Source organism: Chryseobacterium sp. JUb7 (assembly GCF_024806495.1).
In the GTDB taxonomy this organism is placed as follows: Bacteria; Bacteroidota; Bacteroidia; order Flavobacteriales; family Weeksellaceae; genus Chryseobacterium.
On sequence record NZ_JANUFF010000006.1, the window covers coordinates 126,914 to 150,894 of the forward strand.

The 23,981-nt window shown below is 38.3% G+C and carries 20 protein-coding genes and 1 pseudogene; 4 read left to right on the forward strand and 17 right to left on the reverse strand.

The window, feature by feature from the left end:
• Position 1 precedes the first annotated feature (1 nt).
• From M2373_RS12900 to M2373_RS12945, 10 genes and pseudogenes are all read right to left on the reverse strand, one after another.
• A complete protein-coding gene (locus M2373_RS12900; RefSeq protein ID WP_378114386.1) occupies positions 2-607 on the reverse strand; it encodes a DUF4141 domain-containing protein in 606 nt (201 codons plus the stop codon).
• A 58-nt stretch (positions 608-665) separates the two neighbouring features.
• Positions 666-3,232, reverse strand: a pseudogene (locus M2373_RS12905) (TraG family conjugative transposon ATPase).
• A 22-nt stretch (positions 3,233-3,254) separates the two neighbouring features.
• Complete coding sequence (locus M2373_RS12910) at positions 3,255-3,896, reverse strand: hypothetical protein (protein WP_259111339.1); 642 nt, start codon at positions 3,894-3,896, stop codon at positions 3,255-3,257.
• A gap of 7 nt (positions 3,897-3,903) precedes the next feature.
• A complete protein-coding gene (locus M2373_RS12915) occupies positions 3,904-4,230 on the reverse strand; it encodes a DUF4133 domain-containing protein (protein ID WP_076351008.1) in 327 nt (108 codons plus the stop codon).
• Between the two features lie 7 nt (positions 4,231-4,237).
• Positions 4,238-4,546 carry a DUF4134 domain-containing protein gene (locus M2373_RS12920; RefSeq protein WP_076351006.1) on the reverse strand — a complete coding sequence of 103 codons (309 nt, stop codon included), beginning with the start codon at positions 4,544-4,546 and terminating at the stop codon, positions 4,238-4,240.
• A gap of 202 nt (positions 4,547-4,748) precedes the next feature.
• Positions 4,749-5,540 carry a hypothetical protein gene (locus M2373_RS12925; RefSeq protein ID WP_259111346.1) on the reverse strand — a complete coding sequence of 264 codons (792 nt, stop codon included), beginning with the start codon at positions 5,538-5,540 and terminating at the stop codon, positions 4,749-4,751.
• A gap of 161 nt (positions 5,541-5,701) precedes the next feature.
• Positions 5,702-6,319 (reverse strand): hypothetical protein, encoded by a 618-nt coding sequence (locus tag M2373_RS12930; RefSeq protein WP_259111348.1) that lies wholly within the window; start codon positions 6,317-6,319, stop codon positions 5,702-5,704.
• Positions 6,320-6,325: 6 nt separating this feature from the next.
• Positions 6,326-6,622, reverse strand: coding sequence for a DUF3408 domain-containing protein (locus M2373_RS12935; RefSeq protein ID WP_076351002.1), 297 nt, complete (start codon positions 6,620-6,622; stop codon positions 6,326-6,328).
• A 6-nt stretch (positions 6,623-6,628) separates the two neighbouring features.
• Positions 6,629-7,030, reverse strand: a complete 402-nt coding sequence (locus tag M2373_RS12940; RefSeq protein ID WP_123861470.1) for a DUF3408 domain-containing protein — start codon at positions 7,028-7,030, stop codon at positions 6,629-6,631.
• 11 nt (positions 7,031-7,041) lie between these two features.
• The gene (locus M2373_RS12945; RefSeq protein WP_259111355.1) at positions 7,042-7,809 is read right to left on the reverse strand and encodes a ParA family protein; all 768 of its coding nucleotides are present in this window, start codon (positions 7,807-7,809) and stop codon (positions 7,042-7,044) included.
• Positions 7,810-8,473: 664 nt separating this feature from the next.
• Here M2373_RS12945 and mobA point away from each other — a divergent pair.
• Together mobA and M2373_RS12955 are read left to right on the forward strand one after the other, a co-directional pair.
• Complete coding sequence (mobA, locus tag M2373_RS12950) at positions 8,474-8,917, forward strand: conjugal transfer protein MobA (protein WP_259111358.1); 444 nt, start codon at positions 8,474-8,476, stop codon at positions 8,915-8,917.
• Positions 8,917-10,194 carry a relaxase/mobilization nuclease domain-containing protein gene (locus M2373_RS12955; RefSeq protein ID WP_259111362.1) on the forward strand — a complete coding sequence of 426 codons (1,278 nt, stop codon included), beginning with the start codon at positions 8,917-8,919 and terminating at the stop codon, positions 10,192-10,194. The genes mobA and M2373_RS12955 overlap by 1 nt, the downstream gene beginning before the upstream one ends.
• A gap of 36 nt (positions 10,195-10,230) precedes the next feature.
• On the opposite strand, the gene M2373_RS12960 is transcribed toward M2373_RS12955, so the two are convergent.
• Together M2373_RS12960 and M2373_RS12965 are read right to left on the reverse strand one after the other, a co-directional pair.
• Positions 10,231-10,518: a hypothetical protein gene (locus M2373_RS12960; protein WP_259111365.1), complete on the reverse strand. Its 288-nt coding sequence runs from the start codon at positions 10,516-10,518 to the stop codon at positions 10,231-10,233.
• Positions 10,519-10,582: 64 nt separating this feature from the next.
• A complete protein-coding gene (locus M2373_RS12965; protein ID WP_259111368.1) occupies positions 10,583-10,837 on the reverse strand; it encodes a hypothetical protein in 255 nt (84 codons plus the stop codon).
• A 231-nt stretch (positions 10,838-11,068) separates the two neighbouring features.
• On the opposite strand from M2373_RS12965, the gene mobC reads away from it, so the two are divergent.
• Together mobC and M2373_RS12975 are read left to right on the forward strand one after the other, a co-directional pair.
• Positions 11,069-13,054: a conjugal transfer protein MobC gene (gene mobC / locus M2373_RS12970; RefSeq protein WP_259111371.1), complete on the forward strand. Its 1,986-nt coding sequence runs from the start codon at positions 11,069-11,071 to the stop codon at positions 13,052-13,054.
• Positions 13,055-13,170: 116 nt separating this feature from the next.
• Complete coding sequence (locus M2373_RS12975; RefSeq protein ID WP_259111374.1) at positions 13,171-14,013, forward strand: hypothetical protein; 843 nt, start codon at positions 13,171-13,173, stop codon at positions 14,011-14,013.
• 50 nt (positions 14,014-14,063) lie between these two features.
• Here the strand turns inward: M2373_RS12975 and M2373_RS12980 are convergent, their stop codons facing one another.
• From M2373_RS12980 to M2373_RS13000, 5 genes are all read right to left on the reverse strand, one after another.
• Positions 14,064-19,397, reverse strand: a complete 5,334-nt coding sequence (locus M2373_RS12980) for an N-6 DNA methylase (RefSeq protein ID WP_259111377.1) — start codon at positions 19,395-19,397, stop codon at positions 14,064-14,066.
• Positions 19,384-19,821, reverse strand: coding sequence for a DUF1896 domain-containing protein (locus M2373_RS12985; protein ID WP_259111380.1), 438 nt, complete (start codon positions 19,819-19,821; stop codon positions 19,384-19,386). Before M2373_RS12985 ends, M2373_RS12980 begins: the two co-directional genes overlap by 14 nt.
• Before the next feature lie 173 nt (positions 19,822-19,994).
• Entirely contained in the window at positions 19,995-22,079 is a 2,085-nt protein-coding gene (locus M2373_RS12990) for a type IA DNA topoisomerase (protein WP_259111384.1), read from the reverse strand.
• An 11-nt stretch (positions 22,080-22,090) separates the two neighbouring features.
• Positions 22,091-23,503 carry a DUF3945 domain-containing protein gene (locus tag M2373_RS12995; RefSeq protein ID WP_123871839.1) on the reverse strand — a complete coding sequence of 471 codons (1,413 nt, stop codon included), beginning with the start codon at positions 23,501-23,503 and terminating at the stop codon, positions 22,091-22,093.
• Positions 23,504-23,575: 72 nt separating this feature from the next.
• Positions 23,576-23,875, reverse strand: a complete 300-nt coding sequence (locus M2373_RS13000) for a helix-turn-helix domain-containing protein (RefSeq protein ID WP_076350974.1) — start codon at positions 23,873-23,875, stop codon at positions 23,576-23,578.
• Positions 23,876-23,981 lie beyond the last annotated feature (106 nt).

The window sequence follows — 23,981 nt, forward strand, 5'->3', positions numbered from 1 at the left end:
TTTACCAATACTTTTGTCCATCTGTTCCATATAATTCCATTACCCTTTTGGTATTGTTTTGCTTCTTTGCGCGAAGAATACTGACAGAAATGTTTTTACTCGTATAGTATCGAACAAGGCTGTGGTATTCTTTGACCTCCTTATATACGCGGTCGATAATTTCCATTCGTTCCTTATCATTTAATGAAAGACTGCTTGAAGTGACGATCTGCTTGAGATCCTTAAGCAGCTCAGTACTCTCATTTAATAGTGCAGAATAGCCGTTACCGATAGCCATAAGTTCATTCGGAGAAAAATTATTGTCATTCAACATTTTCCCAAAATTGTTTACATACATTGAACTGACATCTCCGACCAGCAATACCGTCTGCTGCACCTTCCTGGCATCTTTGACTAAATTGTTTACGGCCTTTAGCTTATCATAGTATTCCTTCCCCTGCTCGTAAACTTTCTTGACTTCGTTAAAATTTTTCACAACATTTGATACAGTGCTGGAGGTCTGTACAATTTCATTGGCAGAATTTAAAATTCCAGAAGCCAGATTTGTCGGGTCGGTTACGACCCACTGTGCTTGTACTTTTTGGGTAATGGCTACTGTTAACACCATTACTACGGTGATAATAAAATTTTTCATTTTCTAAATTTTTAGGATTGTTATTAAATAGTTAATTGTCTTCTCTCGACAGTCCCTTGATCCTTCGTAGGGATATTTTCTTGATCGCTCCCTCAACATCGCCACCCATTTCCTGCGCAAGATTCATCACTTCTAATTTTTCAGATTCTTCCGTTGTATACGCCAAATACTCGTGGTGGCTCACTTCTGTGGCATATACTGCGGAATGCGTTCCACCTAAACCGATCCAAACTTCTTTGTAGAGGCGTGTGGGGTCATTATCCTGGTTAATACTTAAAATCTGAGATTTTTCGCGTTCGGTCAGCCCCAGCATTTTTTGAATGTCATCAAACTTATTAGCGTACTTTCGTTGGTCGAGCAGTATTTTGCAGTCTGAATTATTAATGATACTTTCACGTACAATCGGTGAATGAATAATGTCGTCCACTTCCTGGGTTACCACTACCGCTTCGCCAAAAAACTTCCTAACCGTTTTAAAGAGATACTTTAAATATTCCGCCATTCCTTCCTTCGCAATGGCCTTCCAGGCTTCTTCAATTAGTATCATTTTACGAACACCTTTTAATCTGCGCATCTTATTTATAAAGGTTTCCATTATGATTATTGTCACAACAGGAAATAGGATTTTATGATCTTTTATAGCATCAATTTCAAAGACAATAAATCTCTTATTAAGTAGATCAAGCTCTTTTTCTGAGTTCAGCAAATAGTCATATTCTCCACCTTTATAATATGGTTCCAGCACATTTAGAAAATTTGCAAGGTCGAAATCTTTTTCGCGGACTTCCTTTTCCTGAAGTACCCTTCTATAGTCTCCTTTCACATATTCATAAAAGCCATTAAAACTTGGTTGAACAGTTGATGATTTTATTTGCTCGATATAACCCGCAACCGCATTTGACAAAGCCACCTCTTCACTACGCCTCGGCGCTTCGTCATCACGTTTCCAAAGGGTAAGGATAAGCGTCTTGATGCTCTCTCTTTTTTCGATATCAAACACATTATCGTCCGTGAAGAAAGGGTTGAACGAAATCGGATTATCTTCGGTGTAAGTAAAATAAACGCCATCACCGCCTTTCGTCTTTCCCTTGATAAGCTCGCATAAACCTTGATAAGAATTTCCAGTGTCCACTAAAAGCACATGCGTCCCCTGCTCATAATACTGCCTCACCATATGGTTGGTGAAGAATGATTTTCCACTTCCATTTTTTTGAAGGGTTGGCGGGCTACTCAATTAAGGGTAGCCCGCCAACCCCCAGATGGCCCCAGAATGAAACGGTTTCTATTGGTAATAATGCCTTTTTTCATAGGCAAGTCCGAAATATCCAAATGGATTGGCTTACCCGTCAGCCTATCTGCGAGTTTGATCCCAAATGGCGACAATGAATCCTTATAGTTCGTTTCCTCCGTAAAAAAGCAAAGAGCTGGTTCAATGAAGGTGTAAAAGGATTCTTCAGAAGGGAAGTCACCTGAGTTGCCTGGTATCCCCGCCCAAAATAATGTGGCAGCGTCAACTGTGTTATGACGTGGTTTACATTCCATCAATGCCAAGGCACTTCCTACATCGTTCTTTATTTGTCGTAATTCTTCTCGATCTTCAGACCACGCAAATACATTGAAATGCGCCCGAATAGAAGGAGACCCATGAGAATGTGCCTCATTCAAATACCTTTCGATCCATTCCCTATTTATCTGATTGGCACGGCTATACCTTGCAAGTGAATGCATATTACGGGCAGATTTTTCAAACTTTCGTAAATTATCGGAACTATTGTCAATGAAGAGGTATTGATTATAAATGTGATTACAGCTCAACATTAGCCCAACGGGGGAGGCAAACGATAACATACAGTCACTTCTGTCGGTCGATAATCTGTCATATCGTTGCGATTCAGAAACGACACCAGGTAGATCATCGGTATCTGAAAGCGTATGCAAAACCATTCGGTTGCTTCCTATTCGTAGTTCCTCAGCACCTAGTGCCAGGTCTTCTAAGGGCACATCTTTTCCGCGTGACAGTGTGAAATACTGATCCAGTATTCCACTTCCATCCTTAGTTCCGATAATGTCAGACTCTTCGAGCTGATTCATTTTGATGTATCCGCTGTCATTGATGATACGCTGGAATTGCGCAACGTTCTCTACAAATCGTCGCATACCTTCCCTATCTCTGACCTCCTTTGAGATTAAGTTTCCCTTACAAAGACTACTAAAGTTGCTTTGCATACGCATCCTATCTTTAGTAGTTTTAGTTATAAAAACATAGCAGTAGTGATTTAAAAAGGGGCGTTCATTAAAATGCATTTGAAAGGAACGCGATAAAAAACTATGTTCAGCATTTTCTAAGTCGGGTCTATATTCTTCTTTTAAGTACCAATCCTGCTTATGTACGATGGTAAAATCAGGAAGTGTTTTAACAGCCTTGCTCCACGTAGAATGAATAGACTCATAAACATCAGCTCCTACGGTGAAGAGCTCAGGAAGAAAAATTTGAAAACATAACGTGATATCCCCTTCCTTTGAGATGATACAGTTATTTTCTACGGCCAGCAATGGAAATCTACTTTCCAAGGTGGTAGCCTTGCTAATATTTTTCATTGTAAAGATTTTTGTTTTTTTATTATCTACGGTTGCGCAGTTTTCTTGATTGGGCTCGAAGCCGCTGAGTGGCAACCCATTTTTCATTTCGGACCAACTCGATTGACCTGCCAATCTTTACCGTGTCTACAAAGATTAAATCAGGATTCTGTTGACCGTTTTTATGATCCCGAAGATCCTTACACAGTGGTGGGCATCGAAGTTTTCTGTCAATGTAGAATCCTATCTGGTCATTGTTAATATCCAAGTGAAGATCCTGGCGAGTCAACAAGTTGAAGGGGTTTTCCTTTTCGCGAAAGCAAATGTTCTGAAACTCATAGAGAAACTTTATTTCTGCTATTTCAACTTCGATTGCTTTGACACGTGGATGCATCTGTCCTACATATTCCCATAGTAACCTCGATCCCTCGCGGTCGTAAATTTCAAGTTGCTGCAAATGAATTTCCTTATACTGATCCTTGTTACCGCACGAAAGCTCTCCGACATTTCTGGTCTCTTCATCAAAATGAAAGTGAAGCTCACGACCACAGTGATTAATATTTCGTCCACTGATTATGTTGTTTCTATCCTGCGTATCAATCAACCGATAGTTCAATGCATCCACATAAAAGTCCGACCCTGGAACTAAACTGATCATCGGTAACAATCTTTCTTCATTCGCCATATCCATGTTATTTTCCATTAGGTGACTTACATACTAGATACTTGGTAATAATCTTTCTGCTGATGATATACTTTGGGTGCTTATTTTTTGCGCCAAGCTTCATCAGGCCATGCTCGCCATATTTTGCATTAAGCGCGAAAGTTTTCCAGATAATAAGTGAAGCAGTACTGAGACAGAAACTAAGACACAGGTACATGTGGATTCCAACCATATACATGATCATCACAAGGATGAGAGCAGTAAGCAGCCCACCGGCAAAAACAAAAAGGTATTGAGCTTTCAAACCTTTGAATTCAACCGTCCTCCCTATTCCTTTATTAATATGATACTTCATAGCAATTTTATAGAAAGAATGAACGCAATATTGTTGCAGCCACAATCAGGAAAATACATGCCCCAAACCAGCTCGCCGCCGTTTTACTCGTGTCAGGGTCTCCAGATGAAAATTTATTATACACTTTCACCCCTCCAATCAGTCCGACGACAGCACCGATCGCATAGATCAGCTTGGTTGCAGGATCAAAATAGCTGGTTACCATTTGGGTTGCTTCTGATATACCTGCTACACCATTTCCTTGGGCTAGGAGCACATTTTGGAAGGAAAAGCAAATGGCAAATACTAACAGAATTTTTAGTCTTCGATTTTTCATGTTTCATTACATTTTTAGTTCGTAATCCCCGCCTGTGCGGGCTTGGAAACAAAGGTGTCACGGGAATGAAATGAAATTGGGGAGAGTGGTATAGAGTGGACTAAATTGGCCTAAGGTTTCCTAATTGAACATATTCTTGATACAAAAAAAACCGCCAAAGTACTCAACTTTGGCGGCTCCTTACTATTAGCCATTTATATATTTATAGCTTTGGTCCTCTTTTGTTTTTGAAAGAATTTTCCTGTGCTTTGACGGCTTTCTGAATAGGTTTCTTTAATCTGTTTTCAGTAATAAGATCATCTATCCCTGTTTGTTTCCAGGGAACGATCTTAGCCTCAAATTCAAGCTTCAATCCAACCCACTTTAGATCATCTGTTTCAGGCCATCCGTTTCGCCTGTTCCAGCCGACAGGATCGAGTACTTTCACATCTGGAATTTCAACGAATAACAGATCCTTTGGATATTCAGTGATATTCTCATAGTCCAGCTTTCCAATTTCATGCGTGCGTGGATTGTAGGGAAATGCATAAGTGTTGGTTTCCACAACATAATAATCGTCAAGGTCGTCAAAACGGATTCCCATTGTTGAAAAATCATCTTTGGGCCTTAATAAATCTATTCGGGCATCTGCATAGAAAATACTATCGGCAATTGTAATAGTTGGAAGTTGGCCGGAAGAAATTCGCTTTTTAAGCAAGTCCTGATCAACCATAACCTCAAAATCACTTGACCCCTGAATTTCTTCCACTGACTTATTGTATTTTAATGCCATACCATTCGGATCCAAGGTTACCAGTGGAGGCAGATCGACCATAAAGGATTTACCGGTAGATTCATCGTAGTGCTCAAACGAATAACCTTCTTTCCCTAGATCGTTCATTTGAAACATAGAATAAGTATTTCTGGGATTTGACGTTTCTCGCACAGAATTATTTTCAACATCAACAAGAAATTCGAAATTTTCCCATTTGTAAATAGGCAGGTTTGTTTCCATAACATTTTGATTTTAGTTTTTCTTAATTCCAAGACTGCTAAAATCTGCGGAAACAGGAAAAGGATGCACAGAATGAGATAATTAAGTACTAATTATTCCTATAGTGTCCCATTGATGCATTGTTTTCGTCAAGCTCTACCTTGCAATCGAAATTGATCCTATCATAAAAAATTACCAATATCAAAATCGTCCAACTGGCCTTCAGATGGTGCCACAACGTTCAAGTTCTTGCTATCTAAAGTTTTATCAAGTAAAATTGCTACCCTTTGGGAAGCACCTTCAATTGTATTCTCTAAAACATTGTATAAATCCGTCCCCTGTATTTTTTGCATAACATCAATTACCTTATTTTGCTGCTCCGATTCGAGATCATTTTGCTGGAGCAGTTTTCCTACCGTCAACAACTCTTCAAGGGAAACACCCTGACTGAATCTTTCATCATAGGGTGGAAATTCATCCTCCAACCATTCTTCATCTTCGATCGGATCAATAGGTACTTCGCCCTCCAGTTGTGGATTTAATTGATTTTCCAAAACTTTGTTAGGTTGATCCAATTTATCAGTTTTAGGTTTTATCAATGGCCTACCGCTAATTCTGTCTTCACTTAACCTATGATCTGTGTCCTTATGGGTTTTGCCCATAACATCAGGTAATTGGGAAGAAACCGCCTTCGGTTCCGGTGTTTTCACGGACTTAACTATTTTAACCTTATCAATAGCAAGCAAAACGATAATTGTAAAAAGGCAGACCAGGATCACAATTTGTATTAAACCTTCCATAACACATCAAAAAAGAGGTTTACAGTTAGCTTCAAATTCCTCAATTATCATCGACTCAAATAGGTCAAAATGATGTGAAAGTATATTGTCGAGGTAGGCATAGAGAGGGATCTTATCTCCGCCAATGATTTGGGCAATCCGGGATAAACGTTGGTGGTACTCTTCCCGTAAATAGATACTTTTTTCACCTCTTTTTTCCATATTTTTTTTGTCTAGGAACAACTTTTCATATGTTCCCTTAGCAATTCCTGTTTCTTGATTTACCTTAATAGTAACTTCAACTTTGTTTTGTGTCTTTTTCATTGTCAATTATATTATCGGTTTAAAGCGGTCATTAAAGTAATCAGTGATGTCACCCCCAAATTCCCTGAAATGATATTCCAAAATATTGTCTATGTAAGAGTACAGCGTTACTTTATCTTCCCTTGTCAATTGTACGATCCGAAGCAAACGTTCATGGAATTCCGATCGAATGTATACAACCTTACCACTTCTTCCCGAAGGAAAACGGTTGACCAGAAACGTTTCTTCATAATCAACTTTCTTAGCTAATGATGATTTTGCCCGTTCGCGGGGTTTGCTCTCTTTTGGTTCATCCTGTTTATCGATAATCTTATCTAGAGTCGGCTCATCCCCACTCATAATCTGCATGAGATAATCTTCATCGACGACAGGTCTGTCAAAATCTTTTCGTTCCTTTCCTCTTGTCATTTCTTTAAAATTTATAGGTGAATGATCTTTAGAAACTCCGTTATAAATAGGTCAAAGCGGGTAACCTTCAATAGCTGCAATTCAGCTGGTAGCAGACTGGATCGAAAAACGTAATTAATCGTATCATCCGTCTCTTTTCTAAACCGCTTACTATCCCGAATACCTGTTTTCATCATATGTAAACCAAGCTCCTCGATCACCTCTTGGTATGCATTGTAGAGACCTGTCTTTTCACGTCCATCAACTTGGTTCCAAAACAGCCAGAGGGCTAGCCTTTCGTTCTCATCATCTGAGGGAGGAAGTTGAAGAAAGGCCTTACTGAATGCAAGTGTACTCTCCACGACAAGACGATCAGCAGTGATCGGAGAAAAAATAAAATCCATCGACTTTAGCGCAGATAAAACTCCTTTTGTATTGGCTGTACCCGGTAAATCAAAGAATACAATATCTGGCTCAACAGAAAGCTGACTTATATTCTCTAAAGCTGTTTCCAGAGCTATATCCGCCTTACTCTTAATAATCGGGTAAGCTTTCTTATTAATGGTCTGGAATTGCTTCATAGCGGCCTTTTTGTGATATCCACTATTCATGACACTTACTTTATCTCTTTCTCGCATATTACTCAGACTATGCTGTGGGAAGTCACAGTCCATAACCACAACATTAAAACCTAGCCGATAATGCAGCATACTTGCCAGCAAAGTTGTGATTGTGGACTTCCCCACTCCTCCTTTTTGCGTATAAATGCTGACTTTTAAAGTTTTCTTCTTTTTTTCCATTGCTTATATATTATTAATCATTTTAAAACATAACTCCACAAGTGGGAACACAGAAATATATTTTACCTTTTTAACTTCTAAAATCGCTGTGTACAAAAACTTATACATAAGTTGTTCTATTACCTTTTGTATAATTACCAAGTAGGAAATATGCCCATAAAAAAAATTGTAAAAACATATAGCTATAGCTACAAAAGACATTTTGGGAATTTTACCGCTTTTACACTTTTATGTTTTTATGTTTTTATGTTTTTAAAACCTAATACTTTTATTACCTACTTATTGACATGTTACCTTCCTGACCAAAATGAAGGTTTACCAATCTTCCCCATTTGTTGTAAAGGAAAACAGTTTTAATAGGCATTAATGCTATCAGGAACATACTAACCTATCTTTTCCGAAATTGACTTAATCCTTTTAGGATTAACTTCTACTGTAGTATTTCTTTTATTTCTGTTCCCGTGAACAGAGCAAGTTGTGTTTTGAGTGCCTCAAAACTCGTTTTGTGCCCCAAAACGACTTGCTCCTGCCGAGAGCTAAGTACATCCTCCGAAGTCGTATGTACTATTTAATTTTTTTATCAACTATTGTCTTCTTTTCGGCTATTAAACGCCGACTTAGGAAAGAATAGGTAAAAACCTGGTTTGTTGTTTTTAAAACAGATATGTTTTGGCAAAAAGATATGAAAGCTCATCACAAAGGCGGGAGAAATCCAAAAATAAACAGAGCGATACACCGCTATGTATTCCGATTGACCGAGACAGAAAACACTAGGTTTTTATCACTTTTCGAGCAGAGCGGATTGGATACAAAAGCAAAGTTTATTGTCTCATTATTATTTGAGAGACGCATAAAATCAATTAAAATAGATGCTGGCGCAAACGAATACACAACAAAATTATCGCATTTCTTCGCACAATTCAGAGCCATCGGCGTAAATTATAACCAGGTTGTTAAGGTGCTACATACAAACTTCAGTGATAAAAAAACCATACTTTATGTTGGTAAATTGGAAAAACATACCCTTGAATTAGCCAATTTATGTAAGGAAATACTGATTCTCACCAAACAGTTTGAAACAGAGTACCTGCTAAAAAAAGAAAATTAATGGTCGCAAAAATCGGAAGAGGAACTAATATATATGGAGCTTTACTGTACAACCACAGCAAAGTTCTCAATAATAATGGCGAGATTTTGCACCTTCATCATATGAAGGAAACTGCTGACGGAAATTATACGGCAATGCAACTCTTAACTTCTTTTGCCCCTTATTTACTGGCAAATAAAAACACCGAAAAAACAGCGCTTCATATTTCACTTAATCCAGATCCAAACGATAGTATTTCTGATGAGGACTATATAAAGATTGCTGAGGAATACATGCAAAAATTGGGCTATGGCGAACAACCTTATGTCGTCTTCAAGCATACTGACATCGAACGTACGCATATACACATTGTATCAACAACAGTTGATTGTAAGGGTATTAAAATTCCGGATTCATTTGAAAAGAAAAAATCAATGGATATCTGTAGAGAACTCGAAACAAAGTTTAACCTATCGCCTGCACCTGAAAAGCAGTTCTTTGAGTCCAGCATCCCATTAAATCCTGTTAATTTTGCCACAGGAAATATCAAAGCTCAGATCGCATCAATTGTTCGTCATCTTCCAAAATATTACCAATTCCAGAGCCTGGGCAGTTACAACGCATTGTTGTCACTTTTTAATATAACGTCTGAGTACATCAAAAAGGAACACCGAGGGGAAATCAAAGAGGGGTTGGTTTATTTCGCTACAGATGAAAATGGGAATAAAGTAAGCAATCCCTTTAAATCTTCATTGTTTGGTAAACAGTCCGGCTTAAAAGAACTCAGAGCGCATTTTGATAAAAGCAAGGAAAAGAGCGCATCAGCAAAATCTTCGCTTACGCAAATTATAGTGCAAGCAATGCAGCTAAATTCAAACGAAAAGACCTTTAAGGAATATTTGATCCAACATGGAATTAACACTGTTATCAGGAGAAATGAGCAAGACCGAATTTACGGCATTACCTTCATAGACCATAATACAAGGAATGTGTTTAACGGTTCCCAACTAGGAAAGCAATTCTCAGCGAATGTCTTTCAAGAACTATTTTCTAGTCACGACTTAAAACTGAACCAAAATAAAATAGTACAGCCAATTATTATTAATCAGACAAATTCAACTAATAATACGGCCACATCAGATAACTTACATCCGTTTTTTGATTTTATGGTAAATCTTTCTAACATTGATGGTTTTGGGTTCCTCGAATCACTACTCACTGGCACATTTGCCGAAGATCCCGAAGAGCAAGCCTTTGAATATCAGATGAAGAAAAAACGAAAAAAACGCCCCACCTGATAATCGCCAGCAAAAGCGTCAGAAAGATGGTACAACCTACAAAAAACCGTAAGTGGCCCACATTTCCTGAATACGGTCTTCTAATCTCTCTGCCATATATGAACTTTTATAGACGCGATCCTGCCATATTTCAACGCACCAATATCCCAGTTCATCATTCCACCATACAAGCCCGTGAAAATTACTGGCCGTAAATTCAGCACAGTAATTCTTTCCCTGTATCCACGATGCCACATTATAATCCACCTCATTATCAAAATTTGAAAAGACCGACCATTTTTGGTATATAACAAACTTTTTAGGTATCCTCAAATCTACTTTCATAAATGACCTATAATTTTTATTGACTGAATTCCCAAAAATGTAGACGATTAGGCTAACTTGGATATCATAACCTATAACGAAGCGCTATTTGGCGCCAGATGTCTTCTGCCAGATCCTTATCTTCGCCATGTGCAAAATGCCATTTTCCATCTCGCTTAATAAGAGTCTGAACCAGCCCATCTAATAAAACAGAAAATTCTTCTTGGTCCTTCGTTAAATTTTTTTTCAATAAAACAATCTGGAAATCACGGTTTTTAAATGTAATCCTAAAAGTCTGCTTATTAAAATGTTCTTCATATTGTCCGATTGTATCCAGCATGATAATATATTTACTTTCGAAATTCTTTTTAATAATATGAATTTTGTCTCAAAATAGAAATTCTCTGAAAATATTCCAATTTTAAAAACCCACATTCAAACCAATTTTTCGTGTCTCTAAAAACTTGTTTTTATCCTTGATATAAGACATTACAGGACAACTTATACCGCTTGGAACAACTTCCCAAATTTTCATCCGCAGAGATAATATCTATGGTGAAAATTTTCACTTATGCAAGAAGACGATTTGCGAGGATTAGCCAAAATTATGGCCTTTATGCGCGCAGTAAGTATCCTATTGGTACTTATGAATTTCTACTGGTTCTGTTATTCTTTTTTCTACGACCAGGGATGGACACTTGAGGTTCTGGAAAGGATATTAAAGAACTTTCAAAGGACAGCCGGCCTGTTCGACAATTCGCTATATAGTAAAGTATTTGCGTTGATCTTATTGGCGCTCAGTTGCCTTGGGACCAAAGGTGTAAAAAATGAAAAAATTAAATGGAAAAACATTTACATATGCCTGATATCCGGTTCAGTTCTTTTTCTTTTAAATTTTCCACTCCTTAAAATTTCAAATCCTCTTTATATACTTACTACTTCAGCGGGATTTATCCTGCTGATGGTAGCTGGCTTATGGATGAGCAGGCTACTAAAAAACAGGTTAATGGACGACCCTTTCAACAACGAAAATGAAAGTTTCATGCAGGAAAGCCGTCTTATCGAAAATGAATACTCCGTTAATCTACCTACACAATTCTATTATCAAGGAAAATGGAACGATGGATGGATAAATGTTGTTAATCCTTTCCGTGCTGCAATAGTCGCCGGTACTCCAGGATCAGGAAAAAGTTATGCTATTATAAACAATTATATCAAGCAGCACATTGAGAAAGGATTCTCTATGTATGTATTCGATTTCAAATTCGACGATCTTTCATTAATCGTATATAACCATTTGTTAAAACATTATGATAAGTATAACGTCAAACCACAGTTTTACGTCTTAAACTTTGATGATCCCCGTCGCAGTCATCGATGTAATCCTTTAAGCCCCTCATTTTTGAGTGATATTTCCGATGCGTACGAATCTGCATATACGATAATGTTAAATTTAAACAGGACATGGATTCAGAAACAGGGAGATTTTTTTGTAGAATCACCCATCATTCTGCTCGCCTCCATTATTTGGTTCCTCAAGATATATCAAAACGGTATCTATTGTACGTTTCCCCATGCCATTGAACTTCTGAATAAGAAATACTCCGATCTATTTACGATTCTGACAAGCTATCCAGAACTTGAGAACTACTTAAGCCCTTTTTTGGATGCGTGGGAAGGTGGAGCGCAAGACCAGCTACAGGGTCAGATCGCATCCGCAAAAATACCATTATCAAGAATTATATCTCCAAAATTATATTGGGTAATGACCGGAGATGATTTTTCACTTGACATAAATAATCCAAATGAACCCAAGATCTTATGTGTTGGTAGTAACCCGGACAGGCAAAATATATATTCCGCTGCGCTAGGACTTTATAATTCAAGAATTGTTCGTCTAATCAATAAAAAAAAGCAGCTAAAGTGCTCCCTGATTATCGATGAGCTACCCCAAATTTATTTTCGAGGCTTGGATAACTTGATTGCCTCCGCCAGAAGTAATTTAATATCCGTATGCTTGGGATTACAAGACTTTTCAATGTTAACGAGAGATTATGGCGATAAAGAATCTAAAGTAATCCAAAATATAGTAGGTAATATTTTCGCGGGACAAGTGGTTGGCGACACTGCAAAAACATTGTCAGAAAGGTTCGGGAAAATTGTACAAAAAAGACAATCCATCAGTATAAACAGAAATGATACCAGTTCTTCCATTTCCACACAGCTCGATAGTTTGATTCCTGCATCAAAGATTTCAACCTTATCACAGGGTATGTTCGTCGGAGCCGTAGCGGACAATTTTGGTGAAAAAATAGAACAAAAGATATTTCACGCCCAGATCATAGTGGATACAGAAAAGGTAGCTAATGAAACGAAAAATTTTAAGCCTATTCCACAGATACGATCCTTTCTATCCGAATCTGGGGCAGATATTATGGAACAGGAAATTAACGAAAATTACCGGCAGATAAAATTGGATGTTTCGATTATAATTTCGAACGAATTGACGAGAATTGAAAATGATCCTGAACTGGCTCATTTAATCCGACAGGAATGATTTCAATACGATGAAGGATAACCCGAGAGCATAGGCTGAGAATGTACCCTCCTATCTCCCACTGATCATAACGAACCTACCATTTACTAATAGAAATTAAAAAAAATAAATTTAATATGGATTCAATCAAACCTAAACAATCTACAACTAAAACCTTATATCACGGAACCAACAGCGATTTTAATGAATTTTCACTAGAATATCTAGGCCAAAATACAGATAGAGACAATTGTCATCGGGGTATTCATTTAACGGAGGAAATTGGTATAGCACAACTTTTTGGTGAAAAAGTTTTTGAGTGTCAGGTTCACCTAAAAAAATGCCTGAATTTGGATGATGTCTTTGGCTGCGCTGACCAAGCACCCGACATTGTTAATATTGTATTTGAAGAGGATATTACCGATCCTAATGAAGCTTTGGAATTTATAGATGATAATATCGGATTAGGGGAATATATGGAATTTATGGAAGCCTTTAACTCACAAGATAACCTCAATATGTTTAAAGAACGTGGTTACGATCATATTATAGCTGGATTTGCCAGGGATAAAGTAGAATATTGCATTTTTGAACCTGCTGAAATTTCAATTCTTAATAAGGATTTTATTTCTCTTTTTTCAAAGAATGCGTACCTTTCTGTACTGCCTGCGAATTCCCGTCAGATTGAAAATATTTTAAAAGCTCTACAATCAACGAATGATCGGGAATTAAATATCCTGTATAAGCAACTGTTAAAAAATATCAATAGTATTCCCAACAAAATAGACGGTTTTGAAATAGATAATTTAAAAAAGCTAAAGATACTGGCTGGGAAAGATAATACAGAAGGTTCTCTGTGCTATTCTATAAATAAGGGGAAACTATATCGAGAGTTGCCTGGTACGCTGGACGGAAAATCGCCAGTTCTAAAGCTGTCTGCCGATAAAGTCAAAAATAAGGGCTTAGGAATCTCACGATAAACCATTAACTGTACAGCAATTCACATTTTTCTTCTAAAGGACCTTTAAAATTAGATCTTATGCTTATTGACTACTTTAGTATTTTCTATTTTGTTTTGTCCGTCTTCTGAATTAACAATACTGTTTTTGCTTTCATCCAACGAAATCTGAATGTTACGCTCCACTGCTGCAAGTTCAGTCTTTAAACCAGCTAGATTCTTTTCCTTATTCCACTCACCATTTACAATGTCATCCAGTATAGTTTTGTCCTTTTTTATGACTTCTATCTGTACTTTTTCTTCGTCAATTAAGCGTGGTATTTTTTTCAGGGCATTAAGAAAATTCAAGCTGGCCTTTTCGGGATCTGCAGCGATAATTCCATTGTTATGAGTGTATTTTATATTGCCCTCTCCACAGATATAAAAACGGTTATCCCTTTCCATTATATTCTCTTTTTCCCGAATCTCGGTTTTTACAAGAATACGAAAACCATAGAGAGAACCAATTTCTTCATAATCACCGCCTGTTCGGGCGCTTGCAGCAACTTTATTAAGATATGAACCAATTTCCATAATTCTTGCATTTTTTGCCAGCCCATTTAATTGTATAGGATTTAATAGAGTACCGTCAGAAGATTTAAGAATACGATTTTGAAGATTATCCCTATCAACCATAAATCTTTCCAACCTTGAAATTCGCCCTTCCAGTTCCTCTTGCAACAATCCAAGTTTGGAGCCTGCACTCCATTTAGACCGTAAAAAAGCATTTTTTTCATTTTCCATCGCCACAATCTTCTTTTCTACTTTTGCCTTTTCCAATAAGTCAGTATTTCCTGAGAGTAAGGCAACATACTCCGAAAAGTTCATCCCGGAAACCTCATCCATCCCTCCCTCATCGATAGTACGCACACTTAGACTATTACTTTTTAACTGACCAACAAATCGCTGTTTATTAGCAAGCGTATTAAACTTATAAGCATCCAGCGATTTTTCAACAGCATAAATAAAGACATCCACCGTATTATTGGCAAAGAATTTCGCGATTTCATTTCCTTTGCGGACAGCGCGGCCATTGCGCTGTTCAAGATCTGACGGTCGCCATGGAATATCCAAGTGATGTACTGCAACTGCTCTTTTCTGTGCATTAACACCAGTTCCAAGCATATCTGTAGAACCAAAAAGAACTCTTACCCTTCCATCATTCGCGGCCTTTATCAATTCATTACGTTGATCCTCCGTCTTGGCCTCCTGTATAAACCGAATTTGATCAACTGGAATATCATGATCCTGCATAAGCTTTCGCTTTATCTCGGAATAGATATTCCATTCACCAGGCTTGTAGGTTCCTAAATCTGAGAAAACGAACTGCGTACCTTTCTGAGCATTATACTTTCTGTAATATTTAGCTATGTTTGCGGCACATACAGAGGCTTTATTTCCAGCATCATCGGCATATTTAGATGAAATCAACCTCATATCCAGCGACATTTTTCTCGCGTAATCAGTAGCAATCAGCATTTTGGCTTTTTGTTCTGTCGGACTTAATGGTGGCCTTCCAAGCAATTCTGCATTTCCAGACTTAGCAAATTCCATCAATTTTTTGATGAAAATCTCCTGATCCGGAGTTGGTGGGATATTATACAATATCTCATTTTTTACAGGCCGGTCAATACCAATGTCTTCAGCAGTACGGTAATCGGTTATCTCTGCATAGAATTGTGCCAGCTCGGGTACTTTGATAAAATGACGGAATCTCTCTTTTTGCACAATATTATTTGCAACAGAAAATTCATAATCAATGGACTTTCGCGCAAATATCGCAGCCCAGGCATCGAAGCAATTAATACCCTGACGTTCCAATGCTTTTGGACGTAGATACTTAAAAAGACAGTATAACTCGGTCAGTGAATTGGAAATGGTCGTTCCCGAAAGAAAAGTTGCCCCTAAGTCCTTACCGCTTCTTTCCTGGATTGTTCTTATGGCAAAAAGAAGATTAAGTGCTTTTTGACTGCCTTGCGAATTGCCCAGACCGGCAACACGCTCATGTCTTGTATTAAACATAAGGTTCTTGAATTTATGGCTCTCGTCCACAAAAAGGTGATCGATCCCCATCATTTTGAAGTCCACAACATCATCTTTTCGGTTTTCTATATCATGTTCTAAGGTCTTTAGTTTAACATTCAGGTTTTTCTTACGGATTTCTACTCCTTTAAGCATAGCACCCGAAATATCTTTACCCTGACTTCTTAAGACTGAAAGATTTTGCTCCACGCCATCCAGTTCAGCCTGTAGAATATCCTTTTGAAGTTCTGACGACTGGGGGATCATCCCAAATTGATCATGCGTGAGAATAATGCAGTCCCAATCGTTATTCTTGATATCGCCAAAAATCTTAAGCCGCTTTTGTGGGGTAAAGTCCTTTTTTCCGGGATAAAGTATTTTTGCATGGGGATAAGCTTCCCGATAGGTCTTGGCAATATCATGCACATTTGCCTTTAATGCAATAATCATCGGTTTATGAACAAGCCCTAATCGTTTCATCTCCTGGGCCCCTGCACACATAATCAGGGTTTTGCCAGCTCCCACTTCATGATCACAAATTCCTCCGCCATTAGATTTTATCATCCAGATAGCATCTTTCTGGCTGTCATAGAGGTCCTCAATGTTCACCGCCCTCCGATCCAGTCCGGGAAAGCTCTGATGGCTACCATCGTATTGCGGTCGTACATAACAGTTAAATAATTCATTATACCGTTCTGTCAGTTCATTTTTGAACGCATCATCCTGCTGATAGAGCCATTCTGTAAATTCGTGACGGATTTCATCTATCTTCGTATTGGCAACCTGAATAGTCTCCATATCCCGTACCTTCACAGCTGTACCATCAGCCAAATATTCTGTTTTTGTAATATCTGGGGTAGTATTAACAAGTGCATGTCGCAATAAATTCAAACCGTCAAAACTGCGGCTTTCGGATTTCACCGCATACTTTTCTGTGATCTTCAGATTGCTGGATTTTGAACTGACAAAATAGTCATCACTACTTTCAGAATAATGAATACTAATCGTTGTGTCAAAAAGATGGATAGCAAAACGATTATAGATATCGGTTCCGATCCAGCGTTCTCCCAGATTAAAGTCAAGAGCCTCAAACTTAATAGGCTCAGGCCGTACCTTTTCAAGCGCTTCAAGACCTACTAGAGCTTCCTGATCATTAGGATTATCGACAATGTAAGCTTTTACTTGTTTTGCTTTTTCAACGACATCACCAGAAAGAAATTTTTGAGAGACTTCCAGCTCGCCACTTATCGGATTATAGTAAATACGTCCCTGTAGGCTTTCTCTTAATGCATCGGAAGACAGACCACTGATCTGTTCCATATACCTCATATCAACATTACCGGAGCGGTTCAAAGAAGCCGACAAAGCTTCCTGCGGAGAAGCCTCAGAGATTTTCATTCTTGCAAAACTAACCGGATGGTCAAAAATATCCGACTTATGGATTACACCTCCGACAACCCGTTCAAGTGAGGGAATTTCATTGCCCGAGGGATCCATTTTTATAACCTTAATATTTTCGGCAGCATTTAGATGACCATATCTTCTGACAAAATCATCATAGAGCTTATTCAGGAGTCCCCGATTGGTACTATCCTCTTCCTGATTTTTAGTTTCGTAATTATACAGATCATTATAACAGTCCCTTACTTTTATATAGGCATCAATTCGTTTTCGCTGGATCTCGCTAAGCGCTATTGGTTTAAAACTATGATTTCCCTCGGGTGCATTTCGTTTGATCCTGCCAACATGTCCCCTATAATTAACTAGGGTATCCTCTCGATAGTAGCTTTTAACTTCAGCATCAAAAACCTGCGGTTCCACACTACGCTGTTCCTCATTATCTTGAAATAAGGAAAGCATGGAAACTGCTTTAACGTGTTTGTTCCCGCCATCTTGCTTCTTATCTACGCTGGAAGGCTTTATTTTTACTGTAGTATTCTGTGACCGCACCTGTTCATCCAAATTCTCCGCGAACAGTGACAACTGTTCAGTCACCGTGGGCTTATTTGGCGTATTGCTTCGCTTTTTCCTATTTGTTGGTGACTTTGTAGACTGAGCAACCTCATCTTCTGTAAAAAGGTTGAGCTGAACTGCATTTGATGTGGTCGTATCAAGTAGATTGTATGATAATTTATCGCTTACCGTAGAAGTTATTTTTTTCTCCGAACCACTGACATCTGATAATTTGGCTCTTTGAAATTTTCTGTACAAATCAGGATTAAAATAATTTTTAAAATCAGCTTCAAGCTTTTTCGCAAGATCTTCACCGATACCAGCCAGTCCCCCTTCATGTAGATATACTGTGCCGGGTTTACCATATTGATCGGTACCGACAACAGCTTTTGTATAAACAATGTGATCAGAATTATAGAAAAGTAGATTGCAGTTTTCTCCGCCCGGTTTGACTCCGCTTTTTATAAAATCTCTGGCCCTTTGGGACAATTCCCTGTTTTCAGTTCTTTTCTGTAAAATAAGGAGGTCCGTTCCAACTGATGTGCCAGCCTCATCAAATAGGTTATTTGGCAATCTTACCGCAGAAACCAAATGATGTTCTTTCATCAACACTTCCCGGATAGGTTGATTGGAGGGACTATCCATCACTCCCTGAGAGGTGATGAATACCAAAATTCCTCCTTCTCGTAACTTATCTGTTGACTTTAAAAAAAAATAATTGTGAATCGCTGAAATAGAAGCTTTTCGGGCCAGATCCGTTCCTTTTGAATAAGAAAGATCAAACACAGACGTTTTTCCAAATGGAATATTCCCAAGAATCACATCGTACTTACTATCTTCCTCTATACCTATATTTTCAAAACCTTCGACATTGACCTTAGACTGTGGGTACAATAATTTTAGGATCAAACCTGTGAGTGGATCTTGTTCATATACTGTAATTTCAAGATCACGAAGGTTTGAAAATGGTTTGATGAATGAACCTACACCCGCTGATGGTTCCAACAATGTCTGAATCTCTACATCATTATTAATTAAAACCTTTGAAATCGTTTCTGAAATGGGTACAGGGGTATAAAAGGCATCCAGAATTGATGCCTTTATTCCATCTATATATTGCTTATATGTTCTGTCATTCTCGCTGTTCTCCAATATCAGATCGTAGAGTGTCTTCGTTAACTCAAAAAGAGGTCGGTCAGCCACACTCCACTTCTCAATGTCATCAACAGACTCTGCTGGATTTAGGATAAATTTCAGTCCTCCAAATCCGGCATACAACGACATCTGTCTTAGCTCCTCCGAACTTCCTTCCCTTTTTTCTTTGTGCAACAGAAAAGCAATTTTCAGGGCATCAATATTCTGCTGGAGGTGCTGCCTCTTATTGAATGCCATTCTTTTCGATCCATATGGCGATGAAACCTGTCAGTTCCGTATATAGCAGGTCATAATCATTTGAATATGCAAAATCATCGGTTAGATCATACTTTGCAAAAACCTCTGCACAGATAGGAAGTATTTTTAATGCAAAGTCCCGATATTCAAAGTCAACGAACAGATCTGTAAACTCATTGGTCAGGACATCAAATAGACTGTCGTATTTTGAAAAATGTAGACCTTCATACAAAATATAGTCGGCTATTTCATCACATTTGTGAACGCCATTGCCAGACCTGAATGCTCCTTCATACGCATTGGCCGCCCATCGAGCCCGTTGGCCGATAAATTTTGTATCCTCTAATTTCTCAGGAAAACTCGCTTCTATATGTTCCTGTAGCTTTAATTGGTAGTAGGAAAAATCCTTTTGCTCTTTTTTCATGTGTCAATTGTTTACTTGTCAGGTAAACCTAGCCACAGAAGCTCTCGTAATGCAGTTTATGAGGTATTCTAACCTAAGAAGTCCGTCATTTTCCTAATTGAAAAATGAGGTAAAAAAAAGAAGCCTGAAATCACCGGGGATCTCAGGCTTCACACCAAATCACATCATGAAAATTATCTGAACTTTCGTTTCTTTTTCTGCTCAAATTCAAAAGAAGTAGTACCGTCCTCGGATAACACAATATAGGCATCAAAAGGTTTTCCACTATGCCCCATCATCCTTCTGATAAGTGGCGTCCTTTTTTTCGTAAGCAAAGCTTCTATATTTTTATATGTTAACTGTATGCCACAAACCTTACGAAAAAGTATCCAGCCACATTCTTCACTACTACATTTAAGAACCTTTTCGCGCAGAGATGCCTTACTACTACATTTTGGGCAGTATAGGTTTTGCGGTCCCACCTCCGCAATTTTCTCGGTCAACAGTTCTTTGGTAACCTCTTGTGTCAGCTTTTCAAGTTCTCCATGAAATTCCGTAGCAGACATTTCATTATTCTGTATCTTTTCAAATGCAAGTTCCCATTGCGCTGTCATAGACACGTCTGCTATCTTTTTATCCGCTACGATCTGATAAACAAGAAGGCCCTTCTCAGTAGGAATGATCGACTTCTTCTCCCGGCGGATATAATCCCTGTCGAAAAGCGTTTCAATAACCGAAGCACGGGTAGCTGGTGTACCTATTCCAATGGTTTTAAGTGCCTTTCTCTCCGCAATATCCGCAATGGTATTACCGGCATTTTCCATTGCTGATAAAAGTTCTGCTTCAGTAAATAATGCAGGTGGCTTTGTTTTTTTGGAAAGAAGCGTCGCAGCGGTTACCTGTAAGAGATCGCTATTGTGGAGTTCCGGCAGGTCAAAAACATTGTCCTCCTCGTCTTCATTAAAATTTCCATTGATCAGCTTCCAGCCTGGGGAAGTAATCTTTATTGCTTTAATTGCAAAATTATAATGTAGGATTTCTAACGTTACCGAAGTAGTTTCCCTATGGCAGGCTGGTGAAATAACTTCAAGAAGTCGGCAGGCGATCATATCATACAGTGCATTTTCCTGCGCGTTCAAAATACTAGGTATATTCTCCGTTATTAAAATTCCATGATGGTCAGTCACTTTCACATCATTGACGATATGTTTGTTATATCTCTCCCATTTAACTTTTTCAACCTTTTCTTTAAATGCGTTGGAAGCCCCTAAAGCGACAATCAGATTTGGAATTTCGCTCCAGACATCTTCGGGAATGTACTTTGATCCCGTACGGGGGTAACTTATCAATTTCTTCTCATACAAGATCTGCGCTATTTCCAGTGTTTTTTCCGCGGAAAAACCCAGCTTCCTGTTGGCCTCTTTTTGTAAGCCTGTCAAATCAAAAAGTAATGGTGCCTGCAAGGAACCGGATTTCTTTTCAACATCCACAACAAGTACAGTTCCTGCACGCTCAATAGATCTTATTGCAGATTCTACTCTAGTACGTTCTTCCCATTTATCAACCGATAAACTCTTGAAAATAATCCCCTCTTTTTGATGTTCCAGCTCAATCTGGAAATAGCTTTTTACTTCAAACGATTTATGATCTATATATCTTTTGCAGATAAGCGATAAAGTAGGTGTCTGAACACGTCCTAAAGAATATAAACCATCTCCTAAACTGATCGTAAGGGCTTGCGTGGCATTGATCCCTATCATCCAGTCAGACTGTGACCGCTCGCGTCCCGCATAATAAAGACCATCAAAATCAGCCCCGGACTTCAAATTGTTTAATCCGCTTATGATTGCTTTCTCTGTTAAACTACTGATCCAAAGCCTCTCAAATGATTTATGGCAGCCTAAATATTCATATATGTATCGGAAAATTACTTCACCCTCCCTACCTGCATCGGTAGCAACAATAATGCTGTCGCACTTTTCGAAAACTTCGCCAATTATTTCTAATTGCCGTTTTGAACCTTCATCGTAAACATAACCATTACCAGCCTTTACTTTTCTACAGGTAAGCATAAAATTTTCTGGTATGATAGGAAGGGATTCCCTGTTGAATCCCTTTATTCCATAGTCCGCAGGCATCGCCAGTCCTACAAGATGTCCATAAGCCCATGTGACCATAAAATCACCCCCCAAAAAATATCCATCTTTTCTTTCAGTCGCTCCTACAATTCGGGCTAGTTCATGTGCTACAGAAGGCTTTTCTGCTAAGATTGCTTTCATAATGGCTTACTTTAGTGAAGTTTCGGTCGTCTTGTAGGTGTCTTTCTTTCTTGCGCATCAGTCTTTGCAGTATTACGTGCGGCCTGTTTTGAATCATCTTTTTGCACCGGAGATTGTCGCTGTTTCTTCTCTTGATTTGTATCACCAAGGACTTGCTCCAGCTGATTTTCCAAATGAGGTTTCTGGAAGGAGAAGTCAACCTTTCCTTTTTGTTCATTGTAGAAGGCGTAACCTGAATATATTCTATTTTGATCCTTATTGACAAGATCTTCCAGATAAATAGCTTTACCCTCTTTTAGCTGATCCTGTTCTTTTTCGCTAAGCTGTCGATCTCTGAAGACGGGTGGAATTACCCTTGTAAGCTGTTGCTCAATATTTAGGGTTTCTTTATTGCCAGCAAATACAATTTTTCTGTCATCCGCACTGAACTGCAACGTTTGGCTGAACAGTTCCCCTGTTTTTGTATTTACCATACCATCAACAAGCACCGGCTTTCCTTCCATGAGTTCCTGTTTTTGTTCTTTACTTAACTTTACACCACCGAATTTATCATTGATTTTAATCCATTCAAGCGGATATGATACCGGCTCCTTTGTATATTTGTCCAAACTGATCAAGGACTTTACTGAAATACCCTGTGTATTCGTCAGTTCAGCCACCCGTCCCATATTTCCAGTTTTTATCAGGTTCTCCTTATCCTCTCTAGTAAATCTATGGCCATAAAAAGGATTTTCCAAAGGAGCTTTATGTCGTATACCATGCGTCAAAATAACAATCTTATTATCGACTTGTCTTAAAGAAAGGCGAGCATCACCTTTTAATGCCAGCCCTTCAAAATTTCCTTCAATCTTAAATATTGTATCTGATTTGTATCCTTTTAGCAATTTGTCCAATTGTCCATTTTTCTCTAACAGCTCCCTGTTCAAGCCAAATTTATGAGCTGTATTCCAGTCAATTTCATCTGCATTATAACGATACACATTTTTTGTATCATCTTTGGTTTTCCCTTGATTTACTTCTTGTTTCGTTTCCATATCCTGCTTTTTTTGTTTATTGTCATGTTTCACTTCCAATGCCTCCAGCAATTTATTTCCTTCTGGTGTTGGATTATCGAGCGCGGACTGTAGTCTTTTTGCAACTGCCTCCATATCAATGTCCGCAATTTTAAAGAACTTGTATCCTGTGGGATCGTTGAGCTTTCGCCAGAAATTAGAAAAGAAATTGCTGAAAATGTCATTTTTGTCTACGCGCATAAAATCCAGCAAATTCTTCTGCTTAGGTTCTCCTGTTTCCAGTTTCCCATCCTTATCTACTCCTTTTACTGCTTCAATCCTGTTCTTAACTTTGTCAAGAACCAATAGGATATCGGACAGCGGCTCTAACGCTTTGGCTACCTTTTCGTCAGTGATTGTTTGTTCGTTCATAATAAAAAAGTTTTAAGATTATCGAAAGTAGAATGGGAATTGTTGCAGTTTTATATCTATTCCGTTAGAAACCTATTTTTGCCTATATTTTCCGCCGTGATAGCTGTCTCTAATAAACTGTTGCACATCAGAACTCTTGTAATAAATTTTACCACTGATAGTGAAAAACTTTATTCTGCCGATTGTACGGTAACGCTGAAGACATCGGTAAGTGATCTTTAGCATTTGAAGCACGTCTTGATTATCGAGCAGTTCATCACCGTCGATACTCAATCTCTTTTTGTCGCGGATTTCAAGATCCCCTGCGAGTATATCAAATCGCTTCATGATACGATCCATCCACGCGAGGAATTCAACTCGATCTATATTCATAGCCTTTTACATTTGGTTTACATACCAAAATTGGCCTTGATTTTCCGCTAAATCGTACAAGGTACTACCAAGGATGTACCAAGAGAAATGAACTTTTTTTTCGTTA